18 protein-coding genes are annotated in these 17,968 nt (G+C 61.9%); all 18 read right to left on the reverse strand.

Translation table 11 applies throughout. From position 1 onward, the window contains the following. Positions 1–29 precede the first annotated feature (29 nt). Complete coding sequence (locus NLY44_RS10200; protein WP_023805370.1) at positions 30–275, reverse strand: hypothetical protein; 246 nt, start codon at positions 273–275, stop codon at positions 30–32. A 9-nt stretch (positions 276–284) separates the two neighbouring features. Continuing rightward, entirely contained in the window at positions 285–1,472 is a 1,188-nt protein-coding gene (locus tag NLY44_RS10205) for a hypothetical protein (protein WP_156941001.1), read from the reverse strand. Then, the gene (locus NLY44_RS10210) at positions 1,469–1,699 is read right to left on the reverse strand and encodes a DNA packaging protein (protein WP_023805372.1); all 231 of its coding nucleotides are present in this window, start codon (positions 1,697–1,699) and stop codon (positions 1,469–1,471) included. Before NLY44_RS10210 ends, NLY44_RS10205 begins: the two co-directional genes overlap by 4 nt. Next, positions 1,696–1,866: a hypothetical protein gene (locus tag NLY44_RS10215; protein ID WP_156941002.1), complete on the reverse strand. Its 171-nt coding sequence runs from the start codon at positions 1,864–1,866 to the stop codon at positions 1,696–1,698. Before NLY44_RS10215 ends, NLY44_RS10210 begins: the two co-directional genes overlap by 4 nt. Continuing rightward, the gene (locus NLY44_RS10220) at positions 1,863–2,228 is read right to left on the reverse strand and encodes a hypothetical protein (RefSeq protein WP_023805374.1); all 366 of its coding nucleotides are present in this window, start codon (positions 2,226–2,228) and stop codon (positions 1,863–1,865) included. Before NLY44_RS10220 ends, NLY44_RS10215 begins: the two co-directional genes overlap by 4 nt. A 4-nt stretch (positions 2,229–2,232) precedes the next feature. Then, positions 2,233–3,033: a glycoside hydrolase family 19 protein gene (locus tag NLY44_RS10225; protein WP_156941003.1), complete on the reverse strand. Its 801-nt coding sequence runs from the start codon at positions 3,031–3,033 to the stop codon at positions 2,233–2,235. 62 nt (positions 3,034–3,095) lie between these two features. Beyond that, the gene (locus tag NLY44_RS10230; protein WP_023805376.1) at positions 3,096–3,575 is read right to left on the reverse strand and encodes a hypothetical protein; all 480 of its coding nucleotides are present in this window, start codon (positions 3,573–3,575) and stop codon (positions 3,096–3,098) included. Positions 3,576–3,581: 6 nt separating this feature from the next. Next, positions 3,582–4,274, reverse strand: coding sequence for a hypothetical protein (locus NLY44_RS10235; protein WP_156941004.1), 693 nt, complete (start codon positions 4,272–4,274; stop codon positions 3,582–3,584). Next, positions 4,271–5,602 carry a phage tail fiber domain-containing protein gene (locus NLY44_RS10240; RefSeq protein ID WP_286457109.1) on the reverse strand — a complete coding sequence of 444 codons (1,332 nt, stop codon included), beginning with the start codon at positions 5,600–5,602 and terminating at the stop codon, positions 4,271–4,273. The genes NLY44_RS10235 and NLY44_RS10240 overlap by 4 nt, the downstream gene beginning before the upstream one ends. Then, entirely contained in the window at positions 5,515–5,766 is a 252-nt protein-coding gene (locus tag NLY44_RS32950; RefSeq protein ID WP_353654461.1) for a phage tail fiber domain-containing protein, read from the reverse strand. The genes NLY44_RS10240 and NLY44_RS32950 overlap by 88 nt, the downstream gene beginning before the upstream one ends. A 6-nt stretch (positions 5,767–5,772) precedes the next feature. Next, positions 5,773–9,633, reverse strand: a complete 3,861-nt coding sequence (locus NLY44_RS10245; RefSeq protein ID WP_023805379.1) for a hypothetical protein — start codon at positions 9,631–9,633, stop codon at positions 5,773–5,775. Then, the gene (locus NLY44_RS10250; RefSeq protein WP_023805380.1) at positions 9,633–11,624 is read right to left on the reverse strand and encodes a hypothetical protein; all 1,992 of its coding nucleotides are present in this window, start codon (positions 11,622–11,624) and stop codon (positions 9,633–9,635) included. The genes NLY44_RS10245 and NLY44_RS10250 overlap by 1 nt, the downstream gene beginning before the upstream one ends. Then, positions 11,624–12,085 carry a hypothetical protein gene (locus tag NLY44_RS10255; RefSeq protein ID WP_023815431.1) on the reverse strand — a complete coding sequence of 154 codons (462 nt, stop codon included), beginning with the start codon at positions 12,083–12,085 and terminating at the stop codon, positions 11,624–11,626. The genes NLY44_RS10250 and NLY44_RS10255 overlap by 1 nt, the downstream gene beginning before the upstream one ends. Positions 12,086–12,566: 481 nt before the next feature. Further along, positions 12,567–14,945: a phage nozzle protein gene (locus tag NLY44_RS10260; protein ID WP_156941005.1), complete on the reverse strand. Its 2,379-nt coding sequence runs from the start codon at positions 14,943–14,945 to the stop codon at positions 12,567–12,569. Beyond that, a complete protein-coding gene (locus NLY44_RS10265) occupies positions 14,946–15,548 on the reverse strand; it encodes a phage tail tubular protein A (RefSeq protein WP_023805385.1) in 603 nt (200 codons plus the stop codon). Positions 15,549–15,621: 73 nt separating this feature from the next. After that, complete coding sequence (locus NLY44_RS10270) at positions 15,622–16,584, reverse strand: major capsid protein (RefSeq protein ID WP_023805386.1); 963 nt, start codon at positions 16,582–16,584, stop codon at positions 15,622–15,624. Between the two features lie 265 nt (positions 16,585–16,849). Then, entirely contained in the window at positions 16,850–17,086 is a 237-nt protein-coding gene (locus NLY44_RS10275) for an HNH endonuclease signature motif containing protein (RefSeq protein ID WP_023805387.1), read from the reverse strand. A gap of 8 nt (positions 17,087–17,094) precedes the next feature. After that, positions 17,095–17,961 (reverse strand): capsid assembly protein, encoded by an 867-nt coding sequence (locus tag NLY44_RS10280; protein WP_023805388.1) that lies wholly within the window; start codon positions 17,959–17,961, stop codon positions 17,095–17,097. Between the last annotated feature and the right edge of the window lie 7 nt (positions 17,962–17,968).

Below are 17,968 nucleotides of genomic sequence, written 5' to 3' on the forward strand. Positions count from 1 at the left end.
AGCTTTAGACCCCCAGGGCACCGCGGATTTTACCGGTGGTCGCGACCGACTGGCTCAAGAGCGAGCTTGGCGTCCCCGGTCAGGGTCACAGTGATCGTGCAGGCAGGCAGTGCGATGTAGCCGAAGGCGCTCGCGGACTTCGCGAGTTCCGCCAGGGCGACAGCGGTCAGGCCATTGATGCTGATGGTCGCTGCGGTCGAGCCAGATGTCATCGACGCATGGTAGGCGTAATAGCCGCGCTTGAACGCGGTCTGGGTAGCGGTAACGAGGATCATGAGGTTTCCTTAAGGGAGTGTGGTCCAGAGCCGCGCCTGAGCGACTGAGGGGATGGTGCGCGACGTGAAGAAGCGCGTGATCCTGCCGTCGATGCGGAGGTTCGCTGCGCCGTTGGTGCCGAGGTCCCAGTGGGTTAGCGAGCCGTCTGGCGTGAAGCCTGGGCCGGTGACCACAGGACCACCATTGAGGCAGAGGCCACTGGCCGTTGGGCTGCGCCACGCCATGACGCGGTTGAGGACAAGAAGGCGCTCGTCCGAGAACCCCGGCTTGTTGACCGTTGGGCCGAGGCCGAGGGCATACACACCAGCCGCGTTGCTGCTGATCTGGAGGTCCCCATCGGAGGCAATCAGGGCACCGTCGCGGCGCTGGGCATACTCGAAGAAGTAGACCTGGGTGGTCTCGTTATCGGCGAAGATCGCGAGGGGCGAGCCATCCACGACGTAAGCCGCAGCGCGGTCGCGCCACGCTCTGGCGTTGATCGATACAGGGTCCTGCTCGTATTCACTCTCGTCGACGTTGGCGAAGTCGATCAGGTACGAGTTGCCAGCCTTGCCCCTGAAGCCCACCGAGTAGGTTGCGAGGGTCTGCGCTGGCAGGGAGTAGCGTCCAATGCCGTTGTAGCGAGGGGCGTTGATCGTCTTGGCCGTGAACGTGGTACCGTCCATCGTCAGTTCGAGCGGGTCGGTGCCCGTGATCTGCTTGATGTCGACGTACATGCGCCGCGCCACAGAGGTCGAGGAGATCGCCTGGAGGCATGTCCCGTCAGCCGTGAAGGTCAGCAGGGAGGCCGAGTTGGCGACTTTGGTTCGACCCGTCTGGTTCTTCGCCGCCGTCACGCCCGAGCCTTTCACCCAGGCGACGTTCGTCAGGTCCCGAGGGGCCACCACGATGTTCGTGTGGTCGTGGTTGATCGCCAGACCGCGAGACGTTCTGCGGCAGGCTGAGGTGGTCGTGAAGGTGCGGAGGGAGCCGTCCGTCTCCTCGTAGAAGCTCGGGCTGACGCCAGTGACGTACCCACGGAAGAAGCGACCATCAACGGAGGAGGAGTTGGTTTCGGGCTGTGCGCCACCGAAATACTGGAAGCCAGCGAAATCCAAGTCGTGGACCGCGTTGGCTGCAGGGAACGCGAGTGGCACAGGGCCATTCACGCCACCCGCCGACAGCAGGTGCATGGGGAGACGGAGAGCTAGGTTCAATTCACCGCTCCCTCATGGTCGTCGTCATTAAACGTCGGGAACTGCCGGGCGAGGCTGTCGAGTGCCCCGCCCTTCCCCATCACTGCTTCGATGCCATTGTCCTTGAGGAACTTGATGGCGTTCGAGATGTCAGCTGCGGAGGCCTCACCGCTCTTGACGCGGTCAGTCAGTTCCTTTGCGACGGCGGCATGGAGGAGGTCCATGACGTCTTTCGCGGCTGCGCTCATTCCTTGCCTCCGTTCACGAAGCTGATGATCTTGAGGACCGTCAGGACGATGCCGAGGATGGTCAGGATGGCGGCGAGTGCCGGGTTGATCGTGGCGAGCCACGTCACCCAAACAGGAGACGTGACGCCCGAGACGGCGAGGCCGACTGTGTTGACTTGATTGATCACCGCTTCCACCTCCCGAGGACAGCCTTGGTGCCGTCGACCAGGAACAGGGCCGAGATGATGTAAGCCGCCCAGTCGTCGAGCGGCTCAGGGAGCTTCGCGACGTTGAGGCCGAGGTGCCAGATGCTGTCGAAGCAGACAGCGGCCCACCACATGCCGAGGGGGATCACGAAGAACAGCTGGAACCACCAAGTGCGCCCGACCATCAGGTTGGCCTGGGCCTGCACGTAGGTCTTGGTGACGTCTGCCTTGATCTCCTCCTTCTTGGTCTCGTCATCCATGTGGTGTTCGATGGTGTCGAGGATGTTGCCGAGGGCACCGCCCGTGAACAGGGAGGCGCACCACTTTACGATTTTGAGGAACATTGAACTACTTCTTGAGGACGATGCGGAGCAGCGTGACGATGAGCTTCACGATGATCTTGAGGACCCCTCCGGTCTGTTTGATACCAGCGGGGGTCGTGATGGGTTCTGGCGTTGCCTCACGCGGCGCAGGAGGCGTGATGACGATGCGGGCGTCAGCCAACACCTTGGTCACCTCGGCAGGCGCTGGCGCCCCACCCTCGGCCCGACCAGAAGCCCTAAGGGCCGCTTCGAACTTGAGGGCGATCTTGCCGATCTCGACCTGCTTGTCAGTGCCGTTGATGATGCGCCGACCATTGGTGAACTCGCGGAGGTCTTCGGCGTCACTCTCGTCGATGCCGTCGAGATAGTCGCTGAGGCCCTTGCCGGTGAACCAGCCGTCGAGCATCCCGACAAAAAGGATCTGAACGGCGACCACAGGGTCCAGCGCGAGGTCAGGGTTACCGATCAGGTCGATGCCCAGGCGCTTTCCGGCTCTCAGGTAGTTGGCACGGCCAGTCAGCTGCACGTAGCCACGGCCACGGTATAGGAAGCCGTCGCCCTTCTTGGTGTTGCCAAGGCGAGCGCCGATCTTGGTGCCGGGCTCGTACTTGTCGAAATAGGAACGCTTGCCCAGCTCGTGGATGGGCTGCATGGTCTTGGCCGTCTCCCAGGCGGGAGTGGCGAGGATGTAGGCGAGGAACTCAGTGTTCACGCCACGCTTGTCGGCCTCGGCCAGGATGAGGTTGATCCCGTTGACTTGGTCAGTCGTGAGGGAGCCGCCGAACACAGTCGAGCGGACACTTGCGAAGAAGATAGAGGGGGTCACAGGATTGCCTGGGATGGGGCGAAGGGCCACCCCGAGGGGAAACTCGGGATGGCGTAAGGGACTTAGAGGTCCTGGGCGTAGGCCCACAGACTGTCGATCTGCACCGGGGTGATGGAGAAGATCGCGCCGAGGCCTTCGACGAGCGGATGGGACCGCTTGAAGTAGGTGGCGTATTTCCACTCGATCTGACCGGCAGGGTCATTCACGAGCGCGGCGTCGACCTGGGCCTCGGTGATGCCGATGGTCAGGAGGGTGAGCCTGAGCTGCCTCGGGGTGATCGGGGCCAGGGCCGCACGAATCTCCGCCTCGGTCAGCGGGGGCAGGATTTCAGGGACCCGCGTGGGAACCCCGTCGAGCAGCTGGAGTGACCAGGAGCCGACACGGGAGCCCTCGGGGGCCTCTTGGGTGACGATGGTGGCGAGCCGGTAGTCCTCATTGGACCACCCCTCATACGCAGGCATTACCCAGTCGGAGCCGATGGCAAAGCCTGAGCCTTCTGCGACCTCCGTCTTGATGACGTTGTCGTTCAGTAGAGCGAGCATTGATTTTTACCTTTTTGCCGACGATGCGGTCTTTCCATTGAGAGCGACGGAGAAGAAGTCGACCTCCGTATTTGGGTTCACATTGTCTGAGTAAATTCCGGTCCACCCAGCCGCCGTGAAGGAACTGTTCACCACGGTGCCACCCCAAGAGACCGGCTCCGCGTTACCGTCCAGCCACGTCTTTATGGAAAGCGTCGTGCCCAACAGGCGGAACCGCTGCCATACCCATGCACCCGTGGTCCAGTTAGGGGCCGGGGCGTTGTAAGGCGGGATGACATCGGCGGTGTAGACACCGGCAGTCCACTTGTTCATGTTCGCCCGGTACAGGGTAGGCGAACTTGTGTGCTGGAACATCGCCATGCCGTAGAGGCTTTCCGACCCAGCAGCACCGAAGGCCCGCGCACCGATGTAGGCTTGTGGGAACGCAAGGCTGGGTGCGGTGATGTTGCGCTGGCGCAGCAGAATTTCCACGTCCGCGACGAGGGGAACAGTGTCCCACGACATGAACTGCTTGACGGTGCTGGCCTTGGTGATCCGCAGCGCCTTGCCGCTGAAACTGCCAGCGACCGCCTGCACCAATTGCGTTCCGTTGACCCCATACCTTTGCGTCCAGTCGGCGGGAAAGGCCCCCACCATGTACTCGCTAAAGTCCGTGACGAAGTGGTCAGGATCACGATGGATGTACGGAGGGATGATCAAGGCACCCACTCCAGAATCGCAGTCACGCCAACATCGGTCTTCGAGATGTGCAGCTTGAACTTGACACCGTTGGTCGTCGTCAGGACGTCGCCCTTGGGGAAACCAGCGGAGAACCCACTGAACATGACGGCCCCAGCGGTGGCGCTGTTCGTGATGTCGATCACGATGTTGTAGCTTCCGGTCGCCGTGGGGGCACTCAGGGTGAAGGCCCCGCCGTTGACGATCTTGCGGTAGTTGCCACCAACCGGCGTGACCGCGTACGTGCCGCTCGACTTGGTGCCATCGTTGACGGCAGTCTGCGTGACGCCAGCGGACAGAGCGTTGTCAGCCGCAAGCCTAAGGAACCGGGAGTCCTGCTCTGCTTGTGAAAGCGAGAGCTTGTACCAGGCACCCCAGGTGCCGTTGTCTTGTGCCCGCCGCCAGACCTTGGTGTCCGCTGCGCCATCCACCGTGAACGAATGCACGGTTTGGGTGCGCCACCCGCTAGAGCCGTGAGCTTCGACGTTACCGAGCCACCAGCTTGTGTCAGGGGCGTTCGCAACGTTGCTGCCCATGTACCAGCCGTTGTCGAGGGCGTTATTCCAGTCGGTGATGGTCTGCGCGACGGTACCCAGGCGAGCCGGGATCGTCCCCGCCCTGATGGAAGCGACGGTCACCTTTCCGAGCGCCCAGGCTCCTGCGCTGTCAGAGATCGCAATCTCGTCTGCGTCGGCTGGAGTTGCCTTGATGGTCGCCCCGTGTATCCACCCGGCGAGCCCGTTGAGGACCGTCGCAGCGGAAGCAGCAGCATTTGCCGCCCAATGGAGAGCCGAGAACTTCCCGGTGGTGACCGGCACGTCTTGCGCCTTCGAGGCCCAGTCACCCGCGAGGGTCGCTGAGGTGGCCGCGTTGGTGGCCGAGGTGTCCGCACCAGCCTTCGCCGTGTCAGCCCCAGCCTTCGCAGTGTCCGCTCCGGTTTTCGAAGTGGCTGCATTCGTGGCAGAGGTGGCCGCAGCGTTCTGGCTGGCGAGCGCAGCAGCAGCGGAGTTGGCCGCAGCGGTCTTGCTGGCATCCACTTGTACCTTGTCGGCGTCGAAGCGCGTGTCGACGTAGGTTTTGTTGGTAGCGTCGGTGCCCACGGTCGGGGCCGCGAGGTTCTTGAGCTTGAGGTTGGTCGCATCCCAGGAACCGTCAGTGGCCACCTGCATGGCGTTGTCGGCAACCTCCTCCGAGACGTGGAGGGACTGCAGGAACGAGCCATTCAGCTGGCTGTCGACGAGGATCGAGCCGTTGATGTAGGTGTTGACCGGAGCCTTGGAGGTCTGGCGATAAATCTTGAGGGCACCCACGGGGCCGTGGTGAACCGGATCATGTAAGTCGAGAGGAACGTAAACGGGACCGAAGCCCCGTTCACTGTAGCCTTCACGAACGTTTGAGACAGATACTCGAAGGGAACCGAATAGTCCGTCGTCGACCCCGTAGCGCTGGGGTAGAACACGTAGCTGTTGGCCATGTAGCCCTATTTGATTGCGAAGATGTCATCCAGCGTGGAGCCCCTGGTCCGTTGGACCTGAGCGCCGATGCCCTTGGCGACCTTTTCGGTCACGTCGAGGGTATCTGGAGAAGGCAGGCGAACGCCGTAGCGGTCGTCCGTGAAGATGGTCGGGTCGACCACGAGGTTGTGCTTGAGGTAGTCCTTGGCGTTCTTGGTGAAGGCACCGAAGATCGTCTTGAACACCTTCACCTGGGCGTCAGGCGTTAGGCTCTTGTAGCCCTGGCTGTCGATGGTGCGACGGAGGGTGTCCTCAAAGTTCTCACCCTTCTTGATCAGGACCTTACCGATGTCGATGCGGTCGCCAACCGAGGCGGTGGACTTGAGGAGGTCCTTGTCGGCCCTGCCCTTGTAGACGAGGTCACGATAGCGGTCCCAGGCGTTTCCACCGTCGACCGTTTTCATCTTCGTCAGGGACGGAGCTTCACTACGCGTGAGCCAGTCCAGCTTGCTCGGCTGCACACCGAGGCCTTTCCAGTAGGCGGCGTCGAAGACACCATCCGGTCGATCCAGGCTGAGCCCGAGGTCCCCGAGCTTGTTCAAGCGAACGTACTCGGCCCGAAGCGGATCATCCGTCTTCACCGGCTTGCTGTTGAGCGGGTCCATACCGCGCAGCGGGTCCTCCACAGGTTTCCCCAGGAAGTCCAGGCGGGTGTAGCCGGTGTGGAAGCCAGCCGACGCCAGTACCTCGTTGAGGAAGCCCTCAGCGCTGTCCTGGGTCCAGTCGCCAGTTACGGCACCCTGGTTCTTGCCAGCCATACGCACCGCGCCGGGCGTGAACGCCTTGACGTAGTTCTCAGCGAACGTGAGGAGAGCCCGAGGGTCCCCTTCCTTCGCAACCTTGGCCAGGGTGTCCCACAGGTCCCCAATGCCCCGCAGGCCCGACGCATCGGACATGAGGTTGAGCGAGAGGTACCCAAGGGCTGAGCCGTAGGTGGTGGCGTAGGAGAAGGCGCTGTCGTTGTCGGTGAGGTAGTTGCCGTTCTTCATCTGCAGGGCGTTCTCCCGCTGCATGTCCTTGAGAACTCCGAGGAGCATCAGGGGTGCGCTGTAGGGGAGCAGCCGTGTCAGGTCGACGGCATGGCCACCAACGATGATCGAGGACGCAGGGTACTCCTGCATCTGAGCCATCTTGGCGTCCCAGCCTTTGTAGCCAGCCGGGCCGGTGATGTCGATCTGACCGCTTTCCATGAGAGCCCATCCGGCACCCAACGTGAGGTACCCGAGGCGCTGCCGACCGATCGCTCGTTGCTTGGCCGCGAGACCATTGATCCCCGAGAAGTCCGACATGAACTTCACGAGGCCAGGAGCCTGCACCAGCTTGCCGGTTTCGTCCTTGATCATCCCACCGACGAGCTTTGCGCCCCAGCGGGTCTTGCCCAGGAGCGTCAGGACCGAGGCCGGGATCGGCTGGACCGTCTGCATCGAGTTGGACGAGATGTTCACCAGGGTACGCCAGAACGGGATTGAGCCCTGGGCGAAGGCGTTGACGATGGGGTTCGGATGGTTCCTCAGGTTGTCCGCGAACTGTGCGAGCTTGCCGAGGCCGTACCGGGTGTCGAAGGCTGACTGCCAGCTTGTTGAGGCCACGTCGATCTTGAGGGCCGCGTTGGAGATCGCACCCTTCTCGTCGAACATGCTGGCCGCATAGTCTCGAGCCAGCTTCTTGGCGTTGGGCCGGGTCGCGCCGCTCTTGAGGGCGAGATCGTAGCCGTCCGCGTAGGCAACACCAGCTGCCCTCCAGACCTTCGAGCCTTCCGAGGCTGCGTGAGCCAGGGTCGCCGCGAAGTCCCACATGCGGTAGAACATGTACTGGACGTACTTCTTGTCGTCCGCGAGGGTCTTGAAGTCCTTCTTGATCGCCTTACCGCCACCATGGTTGGCACCGTCGAACAGGTCCTGGGTGTGATCCAGGGATCGCCCGGTCACGTAGACATCCTTCATCGCCTTGAAGCCACGAGCGGTGGCAGCGGCGTACCCGGCGTACTCCCTCCAGGCTCGCTTCACGTCACCTCGGAGGAGGTGCTGCGAGATCGGCAGGAGAGCGTTGTTCATGGTGTTTGACAGGGCTTCCAGGGAGGCCGTCGAGACTTGGCCCAGCATGGCGCTGGCCCGCATGTCGTTCAGGTACCGGAGGAAGGAACCCTCAAGGGCCTCACGTTCGCTCTTGCTCAGCCGGGCGAGCCGGTTGGAGTTGAGGTTGTCGATCACGCCAGCACGCTGGGCGTCGAACTCGTCGAACATCTTGTAGAGATCGTCCAGCACGTCGAGGGTGCTGAAACCCATCTCCTCCAGCTTGTAGGCGTTGGCCGCGATGAACTCGGCCTTCGAGGAGAACAGGTGGTACCCCTCGCCCAGGCCTTCCTTGACCTTGGCCTGCATTTCCTTCTCAGCCTCGTCGAACATCTGGAGTGTCCGGTCGTCGAACCTGCGGCCCTGACGGAGGTGGAAGGCGTAGCTCGATGACGTGCCGATCTCTCGGTACATCTCGGCCAGGACGCCCTTGGACTGGTAGTAGTCAGCCGACAGGGACTTCCAGGTTGCCTTGGTCTTGAGGGACGGGTCCTCACGGATGCGCCTGATGATCTCGTCGAGGTTGTCTTCGACGCCCTCCAGGGCCGTGCGCAGGGCAGCGGTCTTGTACTCGTGACCGACGGTCGCCGCTGCGGGCAGCTTGTCGATCTCCTTGGTGAGCCGGATGATCGCGTCAGTGTCCTTGCGGTGGATGGCCGAGGCCACCTGCTCCGCGTGAGCCGAGTATTTCAGGCCGGGCTCCTCGCCCACGATCTCGCGCACACCGGTCTTGGTGTTGTATTGCGCCACGCGCTCCTCAAGGGCCTTGATGGGTCCCAGGAGACGCTGACGGAGATCAGTCGCCACGTCCTGCGGTATAGGAGCGGCCTCAGCTTCCGTCTTGATGATCGGCTTGCCGAAGTCCTTCTCCGTGATGTCCGCGATGATGGCGTCCTTGGCGACCTTCTTGCGAAGGCTTGCGCTCTCCACCGGAGGCGGGATGTCGTCAGCGGCCTTGCGAGCCACGTCCTTCACGACGGTCTGGGCAGTCTCGGCAGAGGCTGGGGTGTCCCTCAGGGGGATACCGTTGGCGTCACCGATCTGCTTGAGCGAGTTCATGTCGACGAACCCGTCAGGAACACCCTTGACTGCCCGGTACACCCCGCCGATGGCGTGGGAGAGACCAGCGGTCGCGAGGTCGACGATCAGGTTGGTGGCGAAGTTCTTGGCCGTCTTGGCTTCCTGGGTGTCCTCAGGGTTCACCACGAGGAAGTCCGGCACCGCACCATCAACGTAGTCGTTGGCGAGGTTCTGGATGTTGTCCTCGTCGGAGAACGTCAGGGTCGAGATGCCAGCGCCCACGATGGCCGCAGGGACCACGCCACCGGCAGCGAGAGCGCCACCAGCTGCAGGAGCCGCCTGACCGGCGACCTCAGCGATGTTTTCACCGAACTCCTTCTCAGTCGAGAACTCAGGGTTCACGCTGTCGGAGTAATCCTGCATGGTCTGAGCAGCGCCGTCGAAGCCGAGCTTGCTGGCCGCGACCGCACCGGCCTCTGCCGCACCCTTACGGATGTCGGGCATGGTGACCATCTTGGCGATGGGACCGAGGACAGAGCCGCCGAACGTGTTACCTGCGGCGTAGGGGTTGTCGACAATGGCCCGCACCTCCTCTTGGGTCTTCCCGCTGAGAGCTACTGCGTCGTCGATGAAGTTGGGGAACTGATCGGGGTTCTCGCGGTAGGCCTTGGCGAGTTGGGCGGATGGGAGTTGCGTCCCATCTTCCTGAGGGACCCAAGGGGAGGTTTGATCCATTATTGATTTCCTATGTTCGCGTACTCAGGTCGGCCAGTTCGCACCTGCGCCTCCTGTGCGTGGAGGGCGAGGATGTGCTGCTGAACCTGCTGAGCGGCTGCTTGTATTTCTTGAAGCGAGGGGCGCTTGCCGTCGTTGGCCTTCATCAGGTCATCGATAGCAACCGCCATCTGGGCGTCGAAGATCGTCTTGTTCTCGTCGCCCGGCAGCATCAGCTTCATCTTGTCGATGGATGGCTTGACTGCAGGCATTGAGAGGATGGGCTTGGCCTGGGCCTGGACGGTGTACTGGTCCATCGCCTGGGCGTAGGTCTCCTGGTCGATCTGACCGCCGACGTAGGCTTTCAGGGCGTCCTGACCGAACCGCGGATTTCCGTAGTTGGCCGTCTTGAGGAACCCATCGTTATCGAGGGACTCGGTGTCGACCGGCTTGGTCTGTAGATCGAGGAGCTTCTGGTAGACGTCGTAGTTCTTGGTGCGCAGCGTGGCGAGAGCCTCGGTGTCGCGGCCTCGAACAGCCTTGTCGGCCAAGTCGACGATCTCCTGAGTGGCCTTCTGCTCGTCCATGTCGGCCCGTTGCTGGCTCTCATTGCGGAGCTTGTCACGGGTCTGCAGGACGCGCTCACGGTCAGCCTGGGGGAGCTTCTTCGCTGCCATGTAGTCTTCGATGTCGTCGCGCTCGGCCTCCTGAGGGTTCGCCTCAAGGTGCCTGATGATGCTGTCGGCACGGGCAGACCTGGCAGTCGGAGTGTCCACGCCAAACTCGGCATCGGCACTCTCGTCATTGTCCGCGTCATCGTTGATCGTCCCGAGGCTGATGCCGCCCTTGCTGTCGGCCTTGATGACCTTCGCCGGGTCCTGCAGGTAGGCCTGCTTGAACTCGATGAGAGCCGCCAGGGTCTTACGAGCCGAGACGCCACCCTTGTTCAGGCCGTCGCCGTCGTACTCACCGCGACCGTTGGTCTTCTTGAGGGAGGCGAACTCCTTCGCGAGACCGCTGTCGAGGAACTGCTCGGCCGAAATCTTGTCGTCGAGATAGTCCTTCATGCCACGCGTCTGGACGAGCCGGTTGAAGATCAGCTGATCCTGCACGGCGGGGGTGAACTTGGTGTCCAGCGACATACCCGAGGCCCTCACGGTGTCCCTCAGGGTGCTTTCGATGAACTGGTACTTGCCCACTGCGGAGCTACCGGCACCCATGTGCCTCCAGTCACCCCGTCGCTGCCAGTCGAGGACCTCGCCAACAGTCATTTCGGTGAAGCGAACCCGCTGGTTGCCTGCGTGGTTGTGGAAGGCGTTGTAGTTGCCAGCGCCCTCGCCGCCCGAGATGTTGTCCATGAACGCGCCGAACGCGCCACGCTCCTTGTTGGTCGCCATCTCGACGGCCACTCGGGAGTCCATGCGGGTCTGCAGGGCCATCTTGTTCTTGCTGGTGATGAACTGGTCGAGGTTCCCGGCGTGGGACTTCGTCATCTCCTCGAACACGCCACCGATGCGGGTGACATAGCCGTGGTAGTAGGACTGGTCGGAGCCCTGGAGCTTGCCGAAGATGGACTTCTGCTGGTCCTGAACGAACTTGGCGAAGGCCTTGGGATCGTCGCTGTCGGCCAGACCGGATTGAGCATAGGCGTCCCTGAGGGCGCCAGCGGCTAGATCGGCGTCACGGCGTCCACGATTGATCTCGTAGGCGTCCATGGTGCCTTCCTTGCCGGTCAGGAGGCCGAACACGCTGTCGCCCTTGGCGAGCCTCAGGCGGTCCTTCTCAGCCCCCATGGAGGCCAGGGAGGCCAGCTGTTCCTGCTCAGCTTGGGACTGCGGCATGTTGGCGATCTCCCCCTGCTTCTGCGCTGCCTGGGGCACCGCGTTGAGCAATCTGGCGAGGGCCGCGCCGGGCGTCGACCGGTCATCGAACGTGTTCCAGTCGACCTGCTTGGTCTGGATGTTCGCCGTTTCCTTGTAGGTCGGAACGGCACTCTGCTGTGTAGCTGGCATTACTGGAAGGCTCCATAGTTGCTCATGCCGGATGTCGCGATGTCCATGAAGGCGGTCATCGGGTTCACGGCCTGGGTGTTGATCTTGTTCTGCGCGGCGATCTGCGAGGACTTGCCTGCCATGACGTAGTTGGCCTTGGCGGCGTCGGCGCGGTCGCGAGCGTTAGCGATGGATAGGGCCTGCTGACGGGACTGTTCGGCCAGCCTGAGGCCTGCCGTGTTGCCGTTCATGCCAGCGCCTGAGGCGACTGCCGTGGACTTGGCGCGGTCGCCCTCCAGTTGGGCCTGATAGCCGTCCTTGAGAGCCGCGTTGTTCTCGACAACGAACTCACGTTCCTGCTGGGCGTACTCCAGGTTGGTCTGCTGCTGCACCATTGCTTGGTTCTTGGACGCAGCGGAGGCCTGACCGGCGACACTGGCGATGCCAGACCCGATGCCCAATACGAGACCGAGGTCACACATTGTATTTGGTTCTCCGAATGGTGAAGGGCACGAAGTTCTCGCCCAAAGGACCCATCGGAAGCGGAGGCAGAAGCTCTGCGCCGCACAATCTCAGCCACCTGTGGTGGGCCGTATTGCTCTCGTGGGTGAAATTCATGAGGTACTCGACCGAGGGCCGCTCCTCGAACCATCTTTTGAAGGTCGAGCGGGTGGTCTCAGTGAGCGCCTTGGGCAACTTGAAGATTGCCGGTGTGCCACATGCCCAAATCAGGGCTGCGCGTGGCGTGAATTGACGGATACCCCACAGCATCGCCGGGGGTTCGCCGGAAGGACACCCAACCTGGGCCTCCTCCGACAAGTGAACCGATCTTTGCAGACCGGAGAGGAACCGCGTGTGTCCATACGTGGCCATAAGCTCACGGACATCAGCGGCCCTCAGGTTTTCTGCGAGGTACGGGAGGTCACCCTCTCGGACCCCCCGTATCTCATAGTTCATTTGGGGTTACGTCCTGCGTTTCTTGGCGCGGTACGAGCCGTCCCACTCCAGGGTGGAGAAGCGGACACGCCACGGCGTCGTTCCGGTGATCACGAGGTTCAGAAGCTCCCCTGCCCCGTTGACGGCAACGCGGAACTCACCGCTGTCGAGGCTGAGAGTGCCCATGTTGTCGCCTGAGGCACCCACACGGAAACCTGAGAAGGTCGAGGTGTAGGTCTGTCGGGCGGTGGGGGTGAACTTGGTCGTGAAGGGACCGGAATAGTTGTAGAGGATCGAGATGCGCCGCAGCTGCAGCCTGCCGTCCTGAATGGCCACCATGTTCTTGTCGCGCAGATAGATCGGGCTCAGCGCCCACGAGAAATCGTAGCGGAAGCCGACCACGAACTGGCTGTTCGTCAGGTTCACGTTCTTGAAGGTCAGTACGGCACCAGCCAGGGAGGCCGGGACGTAGGTCTGCGCCTTCGGAGCGGAACCCATGTTCTGCGGAGAGACCACCAGGGCGAACTTGGAGAGGTCCCCAGGAATTGGTGTGAACGGGAGGGTCACAAGGGTGTCGGCCCCCGAGAGGGTTCGGGTCACCTTGGTCTCGTCACAGCCCATGTCGAGCAGGATGCTGCGCTTGTCGAGCTTGGTGTCCGCGCCAGCGTCGAAGATGTGCTGCACGAGGTTCAGGAAGCCGTTGTAGGCCACCGCTACCACCAGCTTGTCGCGGCTGTAGTCGATGCTGTAGACGGAGCCGGTATAGGCCCAGTCCTGCCAACTCGATTGCACCTTGCCGTCGCTGTTGAAGTAGTAGTTGTAGAGCCACAGCTTCGACCGGTCGGTCTTGGAGACCACCATCAGGTTGTTGTAGGTCGACGAGCCAATGACCTTGTAGACCCCGGTGGGGACGTACTCGGGCACGGCGTCGGTGATCGGCAGGGCAACCTCGGTGCCAAACGTCTTGTCCACCTGGTACTCCCGCATCGAAGCGAACCCTTGGGTCCCGTAGTCGTCCACGAAGGCGACGTTGGGGCCAATGAAGCTCGGCTCGACATCCTGGGAGTTGTTGTAGGAGTTGACCTTCTTGATCGTGACGGTGTTCGGGGACAAGAGCCCCTCGTTGTCAGCGGAGATGCGGAACTGGTCGAACGCGGTGAAGATCAGCAGACCCTCGGCAAACTCCTTGGCGAAGTTCGCGGAAGCGCCACGGCTGTTGGCCGCTGCGATGTCAATCGGGTCCTCGTCGAGCAGCTGCGTACAGGTCTGCCGGTAGAAGTTCTCGAAGTTGCTGATGCGTGACGCGATGAAGTTCTCGTCGGACAGGACGCACATGCGGCCCTTGTAGAGGAACATGCTGCGGATGGTGCTGCCTACGAAGCTCGGCGTCGGGTTGCTGTCCGCGTCACCAACCTCACGGCCAGGGTACGTGTTGTACTTGAGCGTGAACGTGCCGTCCTTGTTGTCCTTGAGGATCACCGGCATGGTCGTGTCGTCGGGCTTCTCGTAGAGGTTCCACCCGTAGGTTTCCTCCCAGCGGCCCTTGCGGTACCAGACCCAGTAGTCGTCACCCTCGTCTTCCATGGCTCCCTTGACGAGGACCAGTCGGCCCTCCTTGTCGATGTTCGGGAGATCGGTGAACTCGTCGATGTAGTCGTTGTAGCCGGTCATGGCCTGATCGCCGTAGTCGTCCTTCGTGGTGATGAAGTCGCCTTCGACGGCGAGCGTGACCGAGATGATCGAGCCAGCGACGATGTTGTTGGTTACCCCGTTGGTCGTCAGGTTCGTCGAGATCGCATCAGCGATTTCCGATGCGGTGTTGGCGTCGGTCTTGCGGTTCCCCTTCAGGACCCCGTTGTAATAGACCGAGTAGTTGTTCCAGCCAGCACCACGCTGCTTCACCCATGCGGTGCCGTAGCGGTTCGGGTTCAACCGGGCGGTGCCACTGTCGACGCGCCCTGAGAGGCCACTCTCGGCCCCCACGGTCTTCGTGACGGTCTTCGAGCGGTTGTAGATGAACGTCGTGTCGGCCACGGTGACGAAGCCGAAATTGGCGGCAGCGTCGGTGACCCCTGCGAGGTAGGCGTTGGCCCCACCCTCGACGATCACGGTCTGCGTGACGGTGCCCGTGGCGGTGGTCTTCACGACCTTGACGGACCCGTCGTAGATCGCAACGTGGTAGTCGCCGGTCGGCTTGTTGATGACGTGGGTGGCCACGGTGGAGCCCGGTACAGGAGCCGCACCAATGTTGCCCAGGAACATCGCCGGGGGCCTCGTCGAGAGTCCGGTGACCACATCAGACCATGTGTTGGTCAGCGCGGTCGAGCAGTTGAGAGCCCGGATTTCCGGGGGCTGTTGGGATACGCCCCCAATCAGGTTGGGGATCGCGCTGGAAACGAATGACATTTAGAGAACCGTGCCGCTTGGGATGCGAGACACGACGTCTTGGACTGCCCAGGACTGGCGCAGGCTCACCGGCTCCGCTGCCAATTGCTCGGCGTGGAGTTCGGCCATGGCCTTCTGTTCGTCTTGGTTGTCCTCCTGGGCGTTCATCTCGTCGCCGGTCTCACGGACCTGAAAGACCCGAGCGGCCCTGAGGGCGATGTAGCGACGGGCGACGGACGGCAGTTCCTCGAAGTCCAGTCCGAAGACGATGGCGAGGGTCATAGCGCCAGTGAAGGTGTCACCGGATGCCAGGGGCGTCATGTTGTAGAGCTTGCGGCCACGCGTGGTGACCGGGATCGAACGGGATGCGCCAGTGGACCTAACGCTCAGGGCGTTCGGCGGCAGCAGGATGTTTCCGTTGTTGTCGGGGGAAAGTTTGAAGACCTCAGTGTTGAAGAACCAGCCTTTGGACTGGACGTCTTCGGATACCTCGATCAGGGTCTCGCGAGCCTGAGAAGCCTCCAAAGGTAGCTCGCCTGAAAGCGAGTTCACTGGGGTCTCACCCGCATTGCGGAGAATGAGGTTGACAGCGCTAAGCTCTGTCTTGGGGGTGATGGCCACCATGTGGGAATCCTTTGAAACGAAAAAAGGGAGCCCCCGAAGGAGACTCCCTTGATGACCCGAGGGTCGGTAGTGATTAGGCGAGCGCCGAGATCAGACGCAGGCACTCGGGGCGCAGAACGCCGTGGCCGACTGCCATACGCGAGACCATCAGGGTGCCCTGACGGCTCGTCTGGTATTCCTTCTCCGTGGAGAGGTTCATCAGCTTGACAGTGCCGAGGGCCTGCTTCTGCATGACGAGGGCCAGAGCCTTCGTGCCGTCGACGGTGTAGTCGGTGACGTCCGCACCAGCGCGCTTGCCCACCAGCGTGTTGACGCCGAAGTTCTTCGCCAGGTTGTTCGTCGGGACCACGTCAAAGGTCGCAACCTTCAGCTGGCCACCCGAGTTCTGGTTCGCACCACCGTTACCGAAGTCGCGGTTGATGAACGAGCCATCCTGGATCAGGTCCCAGTACAGCGACGGCGTCACGAAGACGGTGCGCTCGTTGGCCGGGATGTTGGTGGCGTCGAAGTAGGTCGCAGCCGCGTAGATCGAGTCGACGACGTTGGTCAGCGACGGAGCCGCGCCAATTTTGTCTTCGGTCGCCACGCCCATCTCAGCGACGGCACCAGCGGTACCAGCCTTCGCGGCCTTGAGGGCAATCGCGAACAGGTGCTGGTCGTAGGCCTGAGCCAGCGACTCACCCATCTGGAACGCGTATTCCGAGCGGGTTTCGTAGTGGTTCATGGCTTCTTCGAAGTTCGAGACGAACGTCGAGGAGATCAGCATGTCGTCGATGCTGATGACCTTTTCACCGTGGTTGATGTCTTGGCCCAGGATCACGTTGCCGGGCGTGTGGTACTCGGCAGCGGCGCGACCGATGGCGGCGAACTGAGCGGACTTGCCGCTGGAGATCGTGCGCTCGCGGTGACGGCCCTTCATGACGGTGCGGGTGTTGAAGACCTTCATGGTTTCACCCGAGAAGACCTTGAGGTAGAGGTTGTCGCTATGCGACGGGCCAGCAACGATGCCAGCGTTAACAGAAGTGGACTGTGCCATTTGAGAATGTTTCCGTAAGAAGTCAAAAGCGAGCCGGGGCTCGACAGGTGATTTCGCTTGGAAACTCTGGATTTCATTTGGGATTATCGCCGAAGCGGTCCGGAACTACTTTGCAAAGTTCGTATGCCGAAATCTAAGGGGGGTCGCCCTCCTAAAGAGGAGCGGGGACATGCCTTATGACTACTTGGGAAACCGGAAGACCTCCCCGGTGCGCTTGAGACGCTGGGTGACCATGGCCCTACAGAGGCGGGGGAGGTTCTATCCGTTACTTACGTTTTGGCTGTTTGGAGCGGTTAGCCTTCCGCGAGAGGATCGTCAGGTTGCTCCTGGCGTTCGAGCCGCCAGTGGCGAGCATCTTGATGTGATCCACCTCTTTGCCCTTGAGGGCTGCGGCTCCCTTCTCCTTGATCATCAACCTACGGGCGCGTTTGCGCTCGATGTTGTCCTTGCGGCGATCAGGGCGGCGAGAGGCCGCGTACTCTTTGTCGTAGTCTCTCGCCATGGTGAGCCTTACATGATGCTGGAACGGTCGAGCTTATCCATCACCTTGCGGCGGAAGGTCTCGCTCGTGTCGTAGCGAGGGTCGTTCAGGTCAGCCATGTAGTCGTCCAGGGACTCATACGTGGTCGTCGGCGTCTTACCGCCCTTGCTGATCTGCTCAGCCGGTTCCTCGGAAGCGTTGGCTTTCACCGCAGCGTCCATGGTGGCCTTGAGACCCTTGACGGCCATGAGGACCGTCGCCTTGTTGTTGGAGTTGACCGCACGGTCGAATGCGCCCTGCTCGTCCTCGGTGAGGTTGGCAATGGCCCAGTCGATCATCTCGCCGTAGCCTTCCTGGCCACCCGTAACCTCGTAGGCCGCGTTGGACGTGGCGTTGAGGCGGTTGGTCAGGCCTTCGATGTAGATGTCGACCATCTCCTTCGGATAGCCAGCCGCGTCGAGCTTGGTATAGGTCTCGTCCGTCAGACCACCCTTGTCCAGGTACTCCTGGGACACGGTGCTGAGATCGAGGCCTGCCTTTTTGGTCGCATCTTCTGCGGCCTTGCGTTCCTCGGCGCTCGCCTGGGGCTTCGGGGTTTCTGCTTCCTCAACGGGAGCCTCCTCCTTCTTGCCTGAGCCGAGCTTCTTCTCGAGTTCCTCGTGGGACTTGAGGAACGCCTCGACGGTCTTAAACTTCGCGGGTAGCCAAGACGGACGTTCTTCGTTCGAGTCCTTCGCCGGGGCATCCTTTTCGGTCGATGCCTCGGCTTCCTGGCCGGGGATGTCCCCGTCGTCTGCTATTACGCCTTCCTCAACGAGGGCCTTGTACTGGTCTTCAATGGAGGGGCCTTTGTTGCCCTCGTCGCCGGTGTTGAGCGTGACAGTCTGTTGGGTCATTTATCCT

The organism is Mesorhizobium sp. C089B (assembly GCF_030323125.1).
GTDB lineage: Bacteria > Pseudomonadota > Alphaproteobacteria > Rhizobiales > Rhizobiaceae > Mesorhizobium.

Coding starts and splice junctions, on each gene's coding strand:
- NLY44_RS10230 (WP_023805376.1), bottom strand. CDS start 3,575: ATGCTCGCTCTACTGAACGACAACGTCATCAAGACGGAGGTCGCAGAA.
- NLY44_RS10260 (WP_156941005.1), bottom strand. CDS start 14,945: ATGTCATTCGTTTCCAGCGCGATCCCCAACCTGATTGGGGGCGTATCC.
- NLY44_RS10270 (WP_023805386.1), bottom strand. CDS start 16,584: ATGGCACAGTCCACTTCTGTTAACGCTGGCATCGTTGCTGGCCCGTCG.
- NLY44_RS10250 (WP_023805380.1), bottom strand. CDS start 11,624: ATGCCAGCTACACAGCAGAGTGCCGTTCCGACCTACAAGGAAACGGCG.
- NLY44_RS32950 (WP_353654461.1), bottom strand. CDS start 5,766: ATGGCCAACAGCTACGTGTTCTACCCCAGCGCTACGGGGTCGACGACG.
- NLY44_RS10210 (WP_023805372.1), bottom strand. CDS start 1,699: ATGAGCGCAGCCGCGAAAGACGTCATGGACCTCCTCCATGCCGCCGTC.
- NLY44_RS10275 (WP_023805387.1), bottom strand. CDS start 17,086: ATGGCGAGAGACTACGACAAAGAGTACGCGGCCTCTCGCCGCCCTGAT.
- NLY44_RS10245 (WP_023805379.1), bottom strand. CDS start 9,633: ATGGATCAAACCTCCCCTTGGGTCCCTCAGGAAGATGGGACGCAACTC.
- NLY44_RS10280 (WP_023805388.1), bottom strand. CDS start 17,961: ATGACCCAACAGACTGTCACGCTCAACACCGGCGACGAGGGCAACAAA.
- NLY44_RS10220 (WP_023805374.1), bottom strand. CDS start 2,228: ATGTTCCTCAAAATCGTAAAGTGGTGCGCCTCCCTGTTCACGGGCGGT.
- NLY44_RS10255 (WP_023815431.1), bottom strand. CDS start 12,085: ATGTGTGACCTCGGTCTCGTATTGGGCATCGGGTCTGGCATCGCCAGT.
- NLY44_RS10200 (WP_023805370.1), bottom strand. CDS start 275: ATGATCCTCGTTACCGCTACCCAGACCGCGTTCAAGCGCGGCTATTAC.
- NLY44_RS10265 (WP_023805385.1), bottom strand. CDS start 15,548: ATGGTGGCCATCACCCCCAAGACAGAGCTTAGCGCTGTCAACCTCATT.